Below are 13,821 nucleotides of genomic sequence, written 5' to 3'. Positions count from 1 at the left end.
AGGACAGGCAGGTAAAACGCCCAAAGCCACAAAACACCGCCTCCGAATTCACATTCAATTTCAATATATTACAGATATATCATTAGCTTTTAGGAAAATTCACGAAAGAATTATGACGCAGAAGAAGATTTTTCGTGACAAAAGCTGTGCAGTTCGCTATTTTTTTCATCATAAGAGCAACAACGGAATAAAACCGTTGTTTTCACGCGGTCAAAGTCTTGGGAGGATGGATCCAGGCGCGAGCTACGCAGCCGCCAGTAACATGGAAACGGATCGAACGCGTATTTTATTAGCAAGGCGAAAGCCTTGCTTTTTTTTTGCATTTGCATTGATCGCGACCCTCGCCGTCAGCTTCCCGAAAAGCCGCGCAATAACCCATTGAATTTGTGTGATTTATAGACCTGCTTCTGCAGGCGACTATTTGCAATATGTTGCCAAAGTAAAACTAGTTTTATTCTTAGGCGCATATCGCGACCAGAGCGAACGAGGACCGAAGCGTGAAATTCCTTTAGTCCGTTATAATTCAGCACCTTACGATAAGATCATAAGTTTTTGATTCAGAGCGTATTTCCCAGCAGTCTGTTTTGCGCATAAAAGAAAGACTGCCTAAAAATGAGGCAGTCTTGGATTTCTCATTCTGTTTTCGTAAATGCGATTATGTCAGATCCGGGAAAAAATGCGGAATGTCGTCCAGACCAAAACCAATGATCTGCGTCACATAATAATAGACAGCGAAGATAAGCGTGGCGACAATAGTGGTGCGCAGAAAGGCGCGACCGATGCGCGGTGTTGCCGGAGCGCTGGCCACCGTGCCAAGCGTGACATTATTTTCCTCAGCCTGTGTGCGCAGGCCGACCGGCAGCAGCGCAAAAAGCGACGTCCACCAGATAATGAAATAGATCGCAATGCCGGACATGATGGACATGATTACACTTCCTCCAGCTCAATCAGCGTGCCGTTGAAGTCTTTCGGGTGCAGAAACAGGACCGGCTTGCCATGGGCGCCGGTCTTCGGCTCTCCATCGCCGAGAATACGTGCGCCTTCCGCCTTGAGCTTATCCCGCGCTGCGATAATGTCCTCCACCTCATAGCAGAGATGGTGCACACCACCGGACGGGTTCTTTTCGAGGAAGGCTGCAATGGGTGATCCCTCACCCAAAGGCTCCAGCAGCTCGATTTTCGTGTTGCCGACGTCGATGAAAACCACGGTCACACCGTGTTCCGGCAAGGCCTGCGGCGCACCGACATTTGCAGCCAGTTTGCCACGATAAAGCGCGGACGCAGCCTCGATATCCGGAACGGCAATCGCGACATGGTTCAAACGTTCGAGCATCAGCACCTCCCTTGCTGCTTATTTATTGCGTGACGGTCAGCGTATCCTATTCACGAATACGGTCACCACAGGCTTTTTGCCCCACGTCTGATTTGCCGCAGCGCGCACCGCTCGGCGCGCGGATTCACGCACCAGCTCGACATCCTTGCGGCGGACGCGGGGAATGCTATCGACGGCCTCGACGACCGCATCGAGCAGGATGTCTTCCATCAACTCGCCCTGACCGTCTTCTTCCGGCAGACCAAATGTCACCAGATCGGGTTCGTCGAGAAGCTTGTGGTCGCGGTCCAGCAGGATGGAAACGGCGACATGGCCGACATAAGCGAGCTTGCGGCGCTCGACCATGCCGATCTCTTCCTCGTCACCGATCAGCTTGCCGTCCTTGTAGATACGGCCAATCGGCGCTTCGTCGATAATTTCGGCCTTGCCGGGGGCAAGACGCAGCACGTCGCCATTGCGGATCTGGGCGACCTGCCCGATCCCTTCCATCGCGCCAAGCGAGCCCTGCGCCACCAGATGCGCAGCTTCGCCATGCACCGGAACGAGAATTTGCGGGCGAACCCAGGAATACATACGCTTCAATTCGCTGCGACGCGGATGGCCGGAGACGTGCACCAATGCATCATCGTCGCCGATGATCTTGATGCCCCGGTCGATCAGGCGGTTCTTGATGTCGAGAATGGCTTTTTCGTTGCCCGGAATGGCGCGCGACGAATAAATGACCGTATCGCCCGGCGACAGGGCCAGACTGCGCATTTCATCGCGGGCCAGCTTGGCAAGTGCCGCACGCGGCTCGCCCTGACTGCCGGTCAGGATCATCACCACGTTTTCACGCGGAATATAGCCGTAATCCTCTTCGCTCAGATATTCCGGCAGGCCTTCCATGTAGCCAAGCTCGGTCGCGACCGAAATCGCGCGCTTCATCGAGCGACCGACGACCAGAACCTGACGGCCCGCATCGCGCGCCGCTTCCGTGATGGAGCGTATGCGGCCCACATTGGAAGAAAAGGTGGTGATGGCCACGCGTCCACGCGCATTTTCGATCAGCTCGCGCAGGCTTTCGCCGACCTGACGTTCCGACGGGGATTCACCCTCGCGCATGGCATTGGTGGAATCGCAGATCAGCGCCAAAACACCGGCATCGCCAATGGCGCGGAAGCGCGCTTCATCGATGACGGGACCGAGCGACGGTTCCGGGTCCATCTTCCAGTCGCCGGTATGCACGACCGTGCCGAGCGGCGTGGTGATCGCGAGCGATACAGGTTCCGGGATCGAGTGCGTGACAGCGACCGCTTCAACCTTAAACGGGCCAACTTCGAACTTTTCACCAGCCTTGTAGACGGTGATCGGAATTTCCGGCGCGCTGATCTCGGACTGGCGCTTGGCTTCCAGCAGACCGGCGGTGAACGGCGTCGCATAGACTGGAACCTTCAGGCGCGGCCACAGATCGAGCAGCGCACCAAAATGGTCTTCATGCGCGTGGGTGATGATGATACCGCGCACATTGTTCTTTTCCGCTTCAAGATAGCGAATGTCCGGCAGGATAAGGTCGGCACCCGGCTGTTCCGGCCCAGCAAAGCTCACGCCCATGTCGACGACCAGCCATTCGCGATTATCCGCAGGTCCAAAGCCGTACATAGCGAGATTCATGCCGATTTCGCCCACGCCGCCGAGCGGCAGAAAGACGAGTTCCGGGTTATTGGATCGGGCCATGAAATTTCCTCTGTAATTATACCCTGCTTATAAAGTGGAACCGGATCAGTTTGCACTTCGGGAAGACATGCTTTCGCCGCATCCACTGAACCTAAATGGCTTTAGTTGCAACCCCGGCAAGATAAAAGAAAGCTGTTATTTACGCAGTGTTGCTGCCGTTCCGAAATAAACATCGCCCGCTGTGACCGTAATGCGCGCGCCGTCATTGTCGCGGATCACGAAACGGCAGGCTTCATCGATGGTCTCGAACCGGCCTTCGATGACCTTGCCTTCAACCTGCATCGTGACATTTCCACCAAGACCGTGCGCCCGCTCCAGCCAGCGTTTGCGGATCGTATCCAGCCCACGTCCCTCGTCCCAGACACGATAATTCACGGACCATGCGTCAGAAAGGGCTGCAAACAGCGTTTCGGCATCGCACTTGCTGCCAAGCGCCTGCAGCGACGTGGCGGCGTATGGCAGATCGTCGGGAAAGGCCACGATGTTGGTGCCGATGCCGATGGCAATCGCAAAGCTATCCTTGGCGAGAATTGATGATTCCAGCAGAATGCCCGACAGTTTCGCACCATCCAGCAGCACATCATTCGGCCATTTCAGGCCGATCTTCGGCGGCACGGCTGGTCCGGTTGCTGCAAAAGCCGCTTCCAGCGCATCGGCCAGCGACAGGCCCGCAACGAAACCGAGTGTTGCCGCCGTTTTCAATTCGTAGGATTCGATCAGGAGAAGTGTGGAGGCCAGATTACCTTCCGGAGTAGACCAGGCACGACCGCGTCTTCCGCGTCCACTTTCCTGCCTCTTCGAGACAAGCCAGAGCTTGCCCGGATCACCGCCAGCTGCTCGTTCCAGAGCCACCGCGTTTGTGGAGCCTACCGTCTCGAAAACCTCGAGACGGTAGCCAGCATTTTCAGCGACAGGCGAAAGCGCAAAATGCATTCGATCACCTGTCACAGTTTACTTAGAAGAACGTCTTTGCTGCGGCTTCGGCAAATCCGCCGATTGGACCAGCGAGGAAGACGTAGAAGAGCACGAAAGCGCCCGTAACGCCGAGAACGAGACGCAGCTCGCCCGCGACCGGCACGAAACCACCAACCGGCTCATCGAACCACATGATCTTGATCATGCGCAGGTAGTAGAACGCGCCCACGACCGAAGCCACGATACCGATGATCGCCAGCGGATAGAGACCCGCCTGCACGGCAGCAAGGAAGGTGTACCACTTGCCGAAGAATCCGGCGAGCGGCGGGATACCGGCGAGCGAGAACAGGAAGATCGTCATGATCGTTGCCAGCACCGGATTGGTGCGCGACAGACCGGCCAGATCGCCGATGTTCTCAACATTGCCATCCTTGGTGCGCATGGCGAGAATGAAGGCAAAGGTGCCGAGCGTCATGGCAAGATAGATCGCCATGTAAATGGCCACGCCCTTCACACCGATGGCCGTACCAGCAGCCAGACCCACAAGGGCATAGCCCATGTGGCTGATCGACGAATAAGCCATCAGACGCTTGATATTGCGCTGGCCGATAGCGGCGAAGGCACCGAGAACCATCGAAGCGATTGCGATGAAGATCACAACCTGCTGCCAGTCATGGGTGACCGGAGCGAAGGCTTCGGAGACGACGCGGATGATAAGCGCCATGGCGGCCATCTTCGGAGCGGCGGCAAAGAAGGCCGTTACCGGGGTCGGCGCACCTTCATAGACGTCCGGCGTCCACATGTGGAACGGAACGGCGGAAATCTTGAATGCCAGACCGGCCAGAATGAAGACCAGACCGAACACCAGACCAAGCTCACGCTGGCCGCCCGAAACAGCCTGGGCGATTTCGGCGAAACCGATATGGCCGGTATAGCCGTAAACAAGCGAGATGCCGTAAAGCAGCATGCCCGAGGACAGCGAGCCGAGAACGAAATACTTCAGACCGGCTTCTGTGGAGCGAACGCTGTCGCGGTTGAACGCAGCCAGTACGTAAAGCGCCAGCGACTGCAGTTCGAGACCGAGATAAAGCGACAGCATGTTGGAGGCCGACACCATCAACAGCATGCCGAGCGTCGAAATGACGATCAGGACCGGGAACTCGAACTTGTCGAACTTTTCCGCCTTGGCGAAACCGACCGACATGACGAGCGTGACGATGGAGCCGATCAGCGTCAGCACCTTCATGAAGCGGCCAAAACCGTCATTGACGATGGCGCCGCCGAAAGCGGAACCATTCGCCGGGAATAGAACAACCAGTGCCAGCGCTGCAATCAGCACTGCGACGGACAGTCCGTTGACGAGCGTGGTTGCACGCTCGCCAGAGAACACGCCGATCATAAGCAGTGCCAAGGCGCCTACAGCCAGGAGAACCTCCGGCGCTGCAAGGGTCAGATGAGCTATCAGATCAGTCTGCATGACCTTACGCCTTTATTTTCTTACTGTGCCAGCATTGCATTGGCGGCTCCGCCAATTGCAGCGTCGTAATGTTGAACCAGAGCGGTCACAGCACTTGCAGTCGCATTGAAGACCGGTGCCGGATACACGCCGAAGAAGATGGTGAGTACCACGAGCGGATAGAGAATGATCTTCTCACGCGGGCTGAGATCGAGGAGCGCCTTGAGGCTTTCCTTGTCGAGCGCACCGAAGATCACCTTGCGGTAAAGCCACAGCGCATAGGCCGCCGAGAGAATGACGCCCGTGGTTGCGAACAGCGCCACCCAGGTATTGACCCGGAACACACCGAACAGCGTCAGGAATTCACCGATGAAGCCCGAAGTACCCGGCAGGCCGACATTCGCCATCGTGAAGATGAGGAAGGCCACCGCATATTTCGGCATGTTGTTCACCAGACCGCCGAACGCCGCGATCTCACGGGTATGCATACGGTCATAGATCACGCCGACGCAAAGGAAGAGCGCGCCCGACACGATACCGTGCGAAAGCATCTGGAAGATTGCGCCCTGAATGCCCTGCTCATTGGCCGCGAAGATACCCATGGTCACATAGGCCATGTGTGCGACGGACGAGTAAGCAATCAGTTTCTTGATGTCTTCCTGAACCAGAGCCACCAGAGACGTGTAGATGATGGCGATCACCGACAGCGTGAAGACAAGCGGCGCGAAATCGGCAGAAGCCAGCGGGAACATCGGCAGCGAGAAACGCAGGAAGCCGTAGCCGCCGAGCTTCAGAAGGATACCGGCCAGAATGACCGAGCCTGCCGTCGGCGCTTCAACGTGCGCATCCGGAAGCCAGGTGTGGACCGGCCACATCGGCATCTTGACCGCAAACGACGCGAAGAAGGCAAGCCATAGCCATGTTTGCATGCCAGCGGGGAAGCTGAACTTCTGCAGTTCGACGATGTTCATCGTGCCAGCCTGCCAATACATGGCCATGATGGCGATGAGCATCAGCACGGAGCCCAGCAGCGTATAAAGGAAGAACTTCAAGCTTGCATAAACGCGACGCTTGCCGCCCCACACGCCGATGATGATGAACATCGGGATAAGGCTTGCTTCGAAGAACACGTAGAACAGGAAGAGGTCGAGAGCGCAGAACACGCCGATCATGAGCGTTTCCAGAATGAGGAACGCGATCATGTATTCCTTGACGCGCTTTTCGACAGACACCCAGCTTGCAAGAATGCAGAACGGCATCAGGAAAGCGGACAGCACCACGAACAGGACGGAGATACCGTCCACGCCCATATGGTAGCTGATACCGCCGCCCATCCAGTCGACCTGCTCGACCATCTGGAAGCCAGCGTTCGAATTATCGAACCCGGCCCAGACGACGAGCGACAGGATAAAGACGAACACCGTTGTCAGCAAAGCGACGTTGCGGATGTTGCGACGCGAAGCCTCGCTGTCGTCCTTGATCAGAAGGATCAGTAACGCGCCGACGAGCGGCAGAAACGTGACCGTTGAGAGAATTGGCCAGTCGGTCATCAGAAAGAGCTCCCGAGCATCATCCAGGTGACGAGCGCGGCGACGCCGATCAGCATCGCGAATGCGTAATGATAAAGATATCCGGACTGCATCTTGACGACGCGGTTGGTGACATCAAGCACACGGGCCGAGATACCATCCGGACCGAAGCCGTCAATGAGCCAGCCGTCGCCACCCTTCCAGAAGACACGACCGAGCCACTTGGCCGGACGAACGAAGAGGAAGTCGTAGAGTTCGTCGAAATACCACTTGTTCAGCAGGAACTGGTACAGACCGCGATGGCGTTCTGCCAGTGCCTTCGGCATTTCCGGCGACCGGATGTAGAAGATCCAGGCAACGATGAAGCCGATGATCATAGCCGTGAAAGGCGACAGCTTAACCCAGGTCGGAACATGATGGTACTCATCGAGGATCTCGTTGGTCGGCAGCGTGAACAGAGCGCCCTTCCAGAATTCGGCATAGTCATGACCGAAGAAGAATTCCTTGAACACCACACCGGCAAGGATTGCGCCGACAGCAAGAACGAACAACGGCACCAGCATCACGGGCGGCGATTCATGGACGTGATGCATGACTTCCGCCGAAGCGCGCGGCTTGCCGAAGAAGGTCATGAAAATCAGACGCCAGGAATAGAAGCTCGTGAACAGAGCCGAGACGACGAGCAGCGTGAAGGCGTAGCCAGCAGCCGGGCTGTGCGAAGCGAACGTCGATTCAATGATCGCATCCTTCGAGAAAAAGCCTGCCGTACCGATAATCGTGCCCGGAATGCCAAGACCCGTAATAGCAACCGTACCGATGAGCATCATCCAGTAGGTAACCGGGATCAGCTTGCGTAAGCCCCCCATGCGACGCATGTCCTGCTCTTCCGACACGGAATGGATAACCGAACCGGCGCAAAGAAACAGGAGAGCCTTGAAGAAGGCGTGCGTGAACAGGTGGAACACCGCAGCGCCGTAAGCGCCCACGCCGAGAGCCACGAACATATAGCCCAGCTGCGAACAGGTCGAATAAGCGATAACGCGCTTGATATCGTTCTGCACCAGGGCAACCGTTGCCGCAAAGAATGCGGTGGTGGCGCCGATGATGGTGACGACCAGAAGAGCTGTATGCGACAGTTCGAAGATCGGCGACATGCGCGCGACCATGAACACACCCGCGGTCACCATGGTTGCGGCGTGAATGAGAGCCGAAACAGGTGTCGGGCCTTCCATAGCGTCCGGAAGCCAGGTGTGCAGCAGGAACTGCGCCGACTTACCCATCGCGCCCATGAACAGAAGCAGGCAAACAACGGTCAGTGCCGTTTCCTTGTGCAGTTCATAGCCGAGGAAGTTCAGCACGACCTGACCTGCATCCGCAGCGCCTTCTGCCGGCAGATAATTGGCGGCAGCAGCGAAGATCGTGTTGTAATCAACCGACTGGAACAGAGCGAACAGGCCGAAGATGCCAAGCAGGAAGCCGAAGTCACCAACGCGGTTGACGACGAAGGCCTTCATGGCGGCGGCATTGGCCGAAGGCTTCTTGAACCAGAAACCGATCAGAAGATAGGACGCCAGACCCACGCCTTCCCAGCCGAAGAACATCTGAACCAGATTGTCCGACGTAACCAGCATGAGCATCGCGAAGGTGAACAGCGACAGATAGGCGAAGAAGCGCGGACGATGCGGATCGTGGTGCATATATCCAATCGAATAGATATGCACGAGAGCCGAAACCGAGTTCACGACAACGAGCATGACGCCGGTCAGCGTATCGACACGCAGCGCCCAATCGAAGGACAGCGAACCGGACGTGACCCAATGCAGCACCGGAATGCGCACAGTTTCACCGTCGCCCATTGGAATCTGGAAGAACACGATCCACGAGCAGATCGCGACGATAACCATAAGGCCGGAAGTGATGTATTCACTCGCTTTTGCGCCGATCTTATTGCCGAACAAGCCAGCAATAAGAAAGCCGATAAGCGGAAGGAAGACGATCGCGTAGTAGAGCATTTGCCCGTCAACCTTTCATAACATTGACGTCTTCCACCGCGATGGAACCGCGATTACGGAAGAAAACAACGAGAATTGCCAGACCGATGGCCGCTTCAGCAGCCGCAACAGTCAGAACGAAAAGGGCGAAGACCTGCCCGACCATGTCGCCGAGCTGGCTGGAGAACGCCACGAAGTTGAGATTGACCGAAAGCAGGATCAATTCGATCGACATCAGGATAACGATGACGTTCTTGCGGTTCAAAAAGATGCCGAAGACGCCAAGCGTGAACAGGATGGCCGAAACGGTCAGATAATGAGCGATACCGATTTCCATATGCTTATCCTTAGATGCCTTTGCCCGTTTCGACCTTCTTGATCTCAATCGCCGTTTCCGGCGTGCGAGCAACCTGGGCCGAGATGGACTGGCGCTTGACATTCGGCTTGTGCCGCAGCGTCAGAACGATAGCGCCGATCATCGCGACCAGAAGGACGAGACCAGCAACCTGGAAGTAGAAGACGAAGTCGGTGTAGAGAATGTCGCCCAGAGCAGCGGTATTGGACCGCTCGGCGATATTCGGGATCGGCACAGCGCCCTGCCCCAGCTTCGGTGCAAACATGTTGCTCGCGAAGACGAAGATCAGTTCGCCCAGCAGGATCAACCCGACCAGAGCGCCGACCGGCGCATATTGCAGCGCACCGCGCTTCAGTTCCGAGAAATCCACATCCAACATCATGACGACGAAGAGGAAGAGAACCGCCACAGCGCCGACGTAAACGACGAGCAGGATCATGGCGAGGAACTCGGCCCCGGTCAGCAGGAACAGAGCTGCCGCATTGAAGAATGTGAGGATCAGAAACAGCACCGAATGCACGGGGTTGCGTGCCGCAATCACCATGAACGCGCTTGCGATCATGATGAAAGCGAACAGATAGAAAAACGCTGCCGCAATACCTGTCAGCATGGGGATCCCCCAACACCTTTCCGTGAGCAAAGCCCTATTGCTTTGCCCGCTTTATTCATAAACTCTTGTCCGAGCATCGGACTGACCGAAAATTCGATCTGACACTCGAACTGATCGGGAACCCGATCAGCGATAAGGCGCATCCATCGCGATATTGCGCGCGATTTCGCGTTCCCAACGGTCACCATTGGCGAGGAGCTTGTCCTTGTCGTAGTAAAGCTCTTCGCGCGTCTCCGTCGCGAACTCGAAGTTCGGGCCTTCGACGATGGCATCCACCGGACATGCTTCCTGGCAGAAGCCGCAATAAATGCACTTCACCATGTCGATATCGTAACGCACCGTACGGCGGGTGCCGTCGTTGCGGCGCGGACCGGCCTCAATGGTGATGGCCTGTGCCGGGCAGATTGCTTCGCAAAGCTTGCAGGCGATGCAGCGTTCTTCACCGTTGGGATAACGCCGCAGCGCATGTTCGCCACGGAAACGGGGCGAAACGGGGCCCTTTTCATGCGGGTAGTTCAACGTCGCCTTCGGCGCGAAGAACTGGCGCATGGAAAGAAAGAACGCGCCGACGAATTCCTTGAGAAGGAGCGATTTGGCTGCTTGAGCGATTGAAGCCATTGTTATTTCTCCTTACGCCAGACCGAAGACTTTGAGGAAGGTCGCGGTGGCGACAACCATGAAGAGCGAGATCGGCAGGAAAACCTTCCAACCCAGACGCATCAGTTGGTCATAGCGGTAACGCGGTACGAAAGCCTTCACCATGGCGAACATGAAGAAGCAGAGGCAGAGCTTGAGCATGAACCAGATGATGCCCGGAACCCAGTTGAGGAACCAAACGTCAACCGGAGGCAGCCAGCCGCCGAGGAAGAGCGTGGTCATCAGGGCGCACATCAGCGTGATCGCCACATACTCGCCGAGGAAGAACAGAAGGAACGGCGTGGACGAATATTCGATCATGTGACCGGCCACGAGTTCGGATTCAGCTTCGACAAGATCGAAAGGCGGACGGTTCGTTTCAGCAAGCGCCGAAATGAAGAAGATCACGAACATCGGGAACAGGCAGAGCCAGTTCCAGTCGAGGAACGATGCAGGCAGGCCGAGCATGGTGCCGAGGCCGGTGTTCTGCGAAAGCACAATGTCGGTCAGGTTGAGCGAGCCAACCGTCAGCAGAACGGTAACAATCACAAAGCCGATGGAAACTTCGTAGGAAACCATCTGCGCCGCCGAACGGAGCGCGCCGAGGAACGGGTACTTTGAGTTGGAGGCCCAGCCGCCCATGATCACGCCGTAAACTTCAAGCGAAGAAATGGCGAAGATATAGAGAATGCCGACATTGATGTTGGCGATAGCCCAGCCTTCATTGACCGGGATAACGGCCCAGGTTGCCATTGCGAGAACGGCAGAGACGAAGGGCGCAAGGAGGAAGACACCCTTGTTTGCGCCCGACGGAATGATCGGTTCCTTGAAGACGAACTTCAACAAGTCGGCGAAAGCCTGGAACAGACCCCAGGGACCGACAACGTTCGGGCCGCGACGAAGCTGCACCGCTGCCCAGATCTTGCGATCCGCATAAAGCAGGTAAGCGACGACGATCAGCAATACGACGAGCAGAACGACCGACTTCAGCGCCATGATCAGCGCGGGTAAGACGTAAGCTGCAAAAATTCCTTCCATTGTTCCGTCTCTCTCTCGCTTACTCGGCAGCTTGGCTGAAGCCGCCAGCCGCGAGCGCCGAGCATTCGGCCATGACGGCGGAAGCGCGCGCAATTGGGTTCGTCAGGTAGAAGTCCTTGACCGGGGAAACGAACGCAGCGCCGCCGCCCAGGTTGGAAGCCTTGCCTGCCAGCGCGACGAGATCGTCGGCGGAAGCAGGCGTGATGGTGTCGATGGCCAGCATGTGCGGGTAGTCCGCATAAAGCTTGGCGCGAAGCTGCTGCAAGCTATCGAACGGCAGGCGCTTGCCCAGCGTATCGGAAAGAGCACGCAGGATTGCCCAGTCTTCCTTCGCTTCGCCCGGTGCGAAACCGGCGCGGCTGCCAAGCTGTACGCGACCTTCGGTGTTGAGCCAGGTGCCCGACTTTTCCGTATAGGCTGCGCCCGGCAGGATCACATCGGCGGCGTGTGCACCGGCATCGCCGTGCGTGCCGATGTAAACAACGAAGCTCGGGCCCTTACGGGTCATGTCGAGTTCGTCTGCACCGAGCAGGAACACGACATCCAGATTGCCCAGCATGTCGCCAGCTGCCTTGCCGCCCTCACCCGGCACAAAGCCGAGGTCCAGAGCGCCAACGCGCGAAGCGGCAGTGTGCAGAACGGAGAAGCCGTTCCACTCATCCTTGATCGCGCCAACGTCCTGAGCAAGCTTGGCGGCCGTCGCCAGAACCGCACGACCGTTTTCGCCGGTGATCGCGCCCTGACCGATGATGATCAGCGGACGTTCGGCCTTGGCCAGCACGTCGCGGAACGCGTTGGCGCCAGCAGCGACCGATGCCAGTGTGTCGGCACCTGCGCCCAGATATTCGTAATTGTAACGCAGTTCTGCCTGTTCGCCGATCAGAGCGACCGGGAAATGGCCCATGCGCTGACGCTTGCGAATACGTGCGTTCAGAACAGCGGCTTCAACGCGTGGATTGGAACCGATGATGAGCAGAGCATCAGCGTTTTCAATGCCTTCGATGGTCGCGTTGAAGAGATAGCTTGCACGACCGAGAGCCGGATCAACGGCAGCGCCATCCTGACGGCTGTCGATATTGGCAGAGCCGAGCGAAGCCATCAGGCCCTTCAGCGCATAGATTTCCTCGACCGAAGCCAGATCGCCTGCAACAGCGCCGATCTTATCAGCCGACGTTGCCGAAACCTTGGCTGCAATGGCAGCGAAAGCTTCCGGCCAGCTTGCGGCGACCAGACGGCCATCCTTGCGGACATAAGGGCGGTCGAGGCGCTGGGTGCGCAGGCCGTCCCAGATGAAGCGGGTCTTGTCGGAAATCCACTCTTCGTTCACCGCTTCGTTGACGCGCGGCATGATGCGCATCACTTCGCGGCCACGCGTATCGACGCGGATGTTTGAACCGACCGCGTCCATCACATCGATGGTTTCAGTCTTGTTCAATTCCCACGGACGCGCCTGGAACGCGTAAGGACGCGAGGTCAGAGCGCCAACCGGGCAAAGGTCGATCACGTTGCCCTGCAATTCCGAGGTCATGGCGCGTTCGAGATAGGTGGTGATCTCGGCGTCTTCACCACGGCCGATGAGGCCGAGTTCGGAAATGCCAGCCACTTCCGTCGTGAAGCGGACGCAGCGCGTGCAGTGAATGCAGCGCGTCATCACCGTCTTGACGAGCGGGCCGATATATTTGTTTTCGACCGCGCGCTTGTTTTCGCGATAGCGCGAACCGTCGGTGCCGAAAGCCATTGCCTGATCCTGCAGATCGCACTCGCCGCCCTGATCGCAGATCGGGCAATCCAGCGGGTGATTGATGAGCAGGAATTCCATCACGCCTTCTCGGGCCTTCTTGACCATCGGCGTGTTGGTGAAGATTTCAGGGGCTTCGCCGTTCGGGCCGGGACGCAGATCGCGCACGCCCATAGCGCAGGATGCCGCCGGCTTCGGCGGTCCACCCTTTACTTCAACCAGACACATACGGCAGTTTCCGGCGATGGAAAGCCGTTCGTGGAAACAGAACCGCGGCACTTCAGCGCCCGCGGCTTCGGCAGCCTGAAGGAGCGTATAGTGATCGGGTACTTCGATCTCTGTGCCGTCAACCTTGATCTTTGCCATCGTTTATCCAAACCTGCGGCTTAAGCCGCATTTTCCAGATCTCAAACTCTTGCGCCTGCCCTTGTATTGGCATGGCCTTTTCCGAAAACCGCCAGGCACTTTTCGGGGCCATGCCCTGTCGGGCAGGCTCACACAAACCGTT

13 protein-coding genes are annotated in these 13,821 nt (G+C 57.2%); 1 reads left to right on the top strand and 12 read right to left on the bottom strand.

Translation table 11 applies throughout. The annotated features are described in order from the left end of the window. Positions 1 to 112: 112 nt before the first annotated feature. Positions 113 to 382: a hypothetical protein gene (locus FIC94_RS22450; RefSeq protein WP_167836025.1), complete on the top strand. Its 270-nt coding sequence runs from the start codon at positions 113 to 115 to the stop codon at positions 380 to 382. A 273-nt stretch (positions 383 to 655) separates the two neighbouring features. On the opposite strand, the gene FIC94_RS12530 is transcribed toward FIC94_RS22450, so the two are convergent. The 12 genes from FIC94_RS12530 to nuoG all read right to left on the bottom strand — a co-directional run bounded on the left by FIC94_RS12530 (position 656) and on the right by nuoG (position 13,679). After that, on the bottom strand, positions 656 to 925 hold the full coding sequence (locus FIC94_RS12530; RefSeq protein ID WP_140025093.1) for a DUF1467 family protein: 270 nt from the start codon (positions 923 to 925) through the stop codon (positions 656 to 658). A gap of 2 nt (positions 926 to 927) precedes the next feature. Beyond that, the gene (mce, locus tag FIC94_RS12525) at positions 928 to 1,332 is read right to left on the bottom strand and encodes a methylmalonyl-CoA epimerase (protein WP_121535839.1); all 405 of its coding nucleotides are present in this window, start codon (positions 1,330 to 1,332) and stop codon (positions 928 to 930) included. A gap of 36 nt (positions 1,333 to 1,368) precedes the next feature. Beyond that, complete coding sequence (locus FIC94_RS12520) at positions 1,369 to 3,045, bottom strand: ribonuclease J (RefSeq protein WP_109368805.1); 1,677 nt, start codon at positions 3,043 to 3,045, stop codon at positions 1,369 to 1,371. 135 nt (positions 3,046 to 3,180) lie between these two features. Beyond that, positions 3,181 to 3,978: a biotin--[acetyl-CoA-carboxylase] ligase gene (locus FIC94_RS12515; RefSeq protein ID WP_140025092.1), complete on the bottom strand. Its 798-nt coding sequence runs from the start codon at positions 3,976 to 3,978 to the stop codon at positions 3,181 to 3,183. 22 nt (positions 3,979 to 4,000) lie between these two features. Beyond that, positions 4,001 to 5,437 carry an NADH-quinone oxidoreductase subunit NuoN gene (nuoN, locus tag FIC94_RS12510; RefSeq protein ID WP_109368803.1) on the bottom strand — a complete coding sequence of 479 codons (1,437 nt, stop codon included), beginning with the start codon at positions 5,435 to 5,437 and terminating at the stop codon, positions 4,001 to 4,003. A gap of 20 nt (positions 5,438 to 5,457) precedes the next feature. Further along, the gene (locus tag FIC94_RS12505) at positions 5,458 to 6,966 is read right to left on the bottom strand and encodes an NADH-quinone oxidoreductase subunit M (protein WP_109368802.1); all 1,509 of its coding nucleotides are present in this window, start codon (positions 6,964 to 6,966) and stop codon (positions 5,458 to 5,460) included. After that, positions 6,966 to 8,957, bottom strand: a complete 1,992-nt coding sequence (nuoL, locus tag FIC94_RS12500; RefSeq protein ID WP_109368801.1) for an NADH-quinone oxidoreductase subunit L — start codon at positions 8,955 to 8,957, stop codon at positions 6,966 to 6,968. The genes FIC94_RS12505 and nuoL overlap by 1 nt, the downstream gene beginning before the upstream one ends. Before the next feature lie 7 nt (positions 8,958 to 8,964). Then, positions 8,965 to 9,273 carry an NADH-quinone oxidoreductase subunit NuoK gene (nuoK, locus tag FIC94_RS12495; RefSeq protein ID WP_006466598.1) on the bottom strand — a complete coding sequence of 103 codons (309 nt, stop codon included), beginning with the start codon at positions 9,271 to 9,273 and terminating at the stop codon, positions 8,965 to 8,967. Positions 9,274 to 9,283: 10 nt separating this feature from the next. Beyond that, on the bottom strand, positions 9,284 to 9,901 hold the full coding sequence (locus FIC94_RS12490; RefSeq protein WP_109368800.1) for an NADH-quinone oxidoreductase subunit J: 618 nt from the start codon (positions 9,899 to 9,901) through the stop codon (positions 9,284 to 9,286). A gap of 126 nt (positions 9,902 to 10,027) precedes the next feature. Further along, positions 10,028 to 10,519: an NADH-quinone oxidoreductase subunit NuoI gene (gene nuoI, locus FIC94_RS12485; RefSeq protein ID WP_078338429.1), complete on the bottom strand. Its 492-nt coding sequence runs from the start codon at positions 10,517 to 10,519 to the stop codon at positions 10,028 to 10,030. 12 nt (positions 10,520 to 10,531) lie between these two features. Then, the gene (gene nuoH / locus FIC94_RS12480) at positions 10,532 to 11,575 is read right to left on the bottom strand and encodes an NADH-quinone oxidoreductase subunit NuoH (RefSeq protein WP_109368799.1); all 1,044 of its coding nucleotides are present in this window, start codon (positions 11,573 to 11,575) and stop codon (positions 10,532 to 10,534) included. A 19-nt stretch (positions 11,576 to 11,594) separates the two neighbouring features. After that, entirely contained in the window at positions 11,595 to 13,679 is a 2,085-nt protein-coding gene (gene nuoG, locus FIC94_RS12475) for an NADH-quinone oxidoreductase subunit NuoG (RefSeq protein WP_140025091.1), read from the bottom strand. Positions 13,680 to 13,821: the final 142 nt, after the last annotated feature.

The sequence above is a fragment of the Ochrobactrum teleogrylli genome (genome assembly GCF_006376685.1).
GTDB classification, from domain to species: Bacteria; Pseudomonadota; Alphaproteobacteria; order Rhizobiales; family Rhizobiaceae; genus Brucella; species Brucella teleogrylli.
Note: the sequence above shows the minus strand (reverse complement) of the source record. Positions and strands in the feature narration are given on the sequence as shown.

Coding starts and splice junctions, on each gene's coding strand:
- FIC94_RS22450 (WP_167836025.1), top strand. CDS start 113: ATGACGCAGAAGAAGATTTTTCGTGACAAAAGCTGTGCAGTTCGCTAT.
- FIC94_RS12530 (WP_140025093.1), bottom strand. CDS start 925: ATGTCCATCATGTCCGGCATTGCGATCTATTTCATTATCTGGTGGACG.
- mce (WP_121535839.1), bottom strand. CDS start 1,332: ATGCTCGAACGTTTGAACCATGTCGCGATTGCCGTTCCGGATATCGAG.
- FIC94_RS12520 (WP_109368805.1), bottom strand. CDS start 3,045: ATGGCCCGATCCAATAACCCGGAACTCGTCTTTCTGCCGCTCGGCGGC.
- FIC94_RS12515 (WP_140025092.1), bottom strand. CDS start 3,978: ATGCATTTTGCGCTTTCGCCTGTCGCTGAAAATGCTGGCTACCGTCTC.
- nuoN (WP_109368803.1), bottom strand. CDS start 5,437: ATGCAGACTGATCTGATAGCTCATCTGACCCTTGCAGCGCCGGAGGTT.
- FIC94_RS12505 (WP_109368802.1), bottom strand. CDS start 6,966: ATGACCGACTGGCCAATTCTCTCAACGGTCACGTTTCTGCCGCTCGTC.
- nuoL (WP_109368801.1), bottom strand. CDS start 8,957: ATGCTCTACTACGCGATCGTCTTCCTTCCGCTTATCGGCTTTCTTATT.
- nuoK (WP_006466598.1), bottom strand. CDS start 9,273: ATGGAAATCGGTATCGCTCATTATCTGACCGTTTCGGCCATCCTGTTC.
- FIC94_RS12490 (WP_109368800.1), bottom strand. CDS start 9,901: ATGCTGACAGGTATTGCGGCAGCGTTTTTCTATCTGTTCGCTTTCATC.
- nuoI (WP_078338429.1), bottom strand. CDS start 10,519: ATGGCTTCAATCGCTCAAGCAGCCAAATCGCTCCTTCTCAAGGAATTC.
- nuoH (WP_109368799.1), bottom strand. CDS start 11,575: ATGGAAGGAATTTTTGCAGCTTACGTCTTACCCGCGCTGATCATGGCG.
- nuoG (WP_140025091.1), bottom strand. CDS start 13,679: ATGGCAAAGATCAAGGTTGACGGCACAGAGATCGAAGTACCCGATCAC.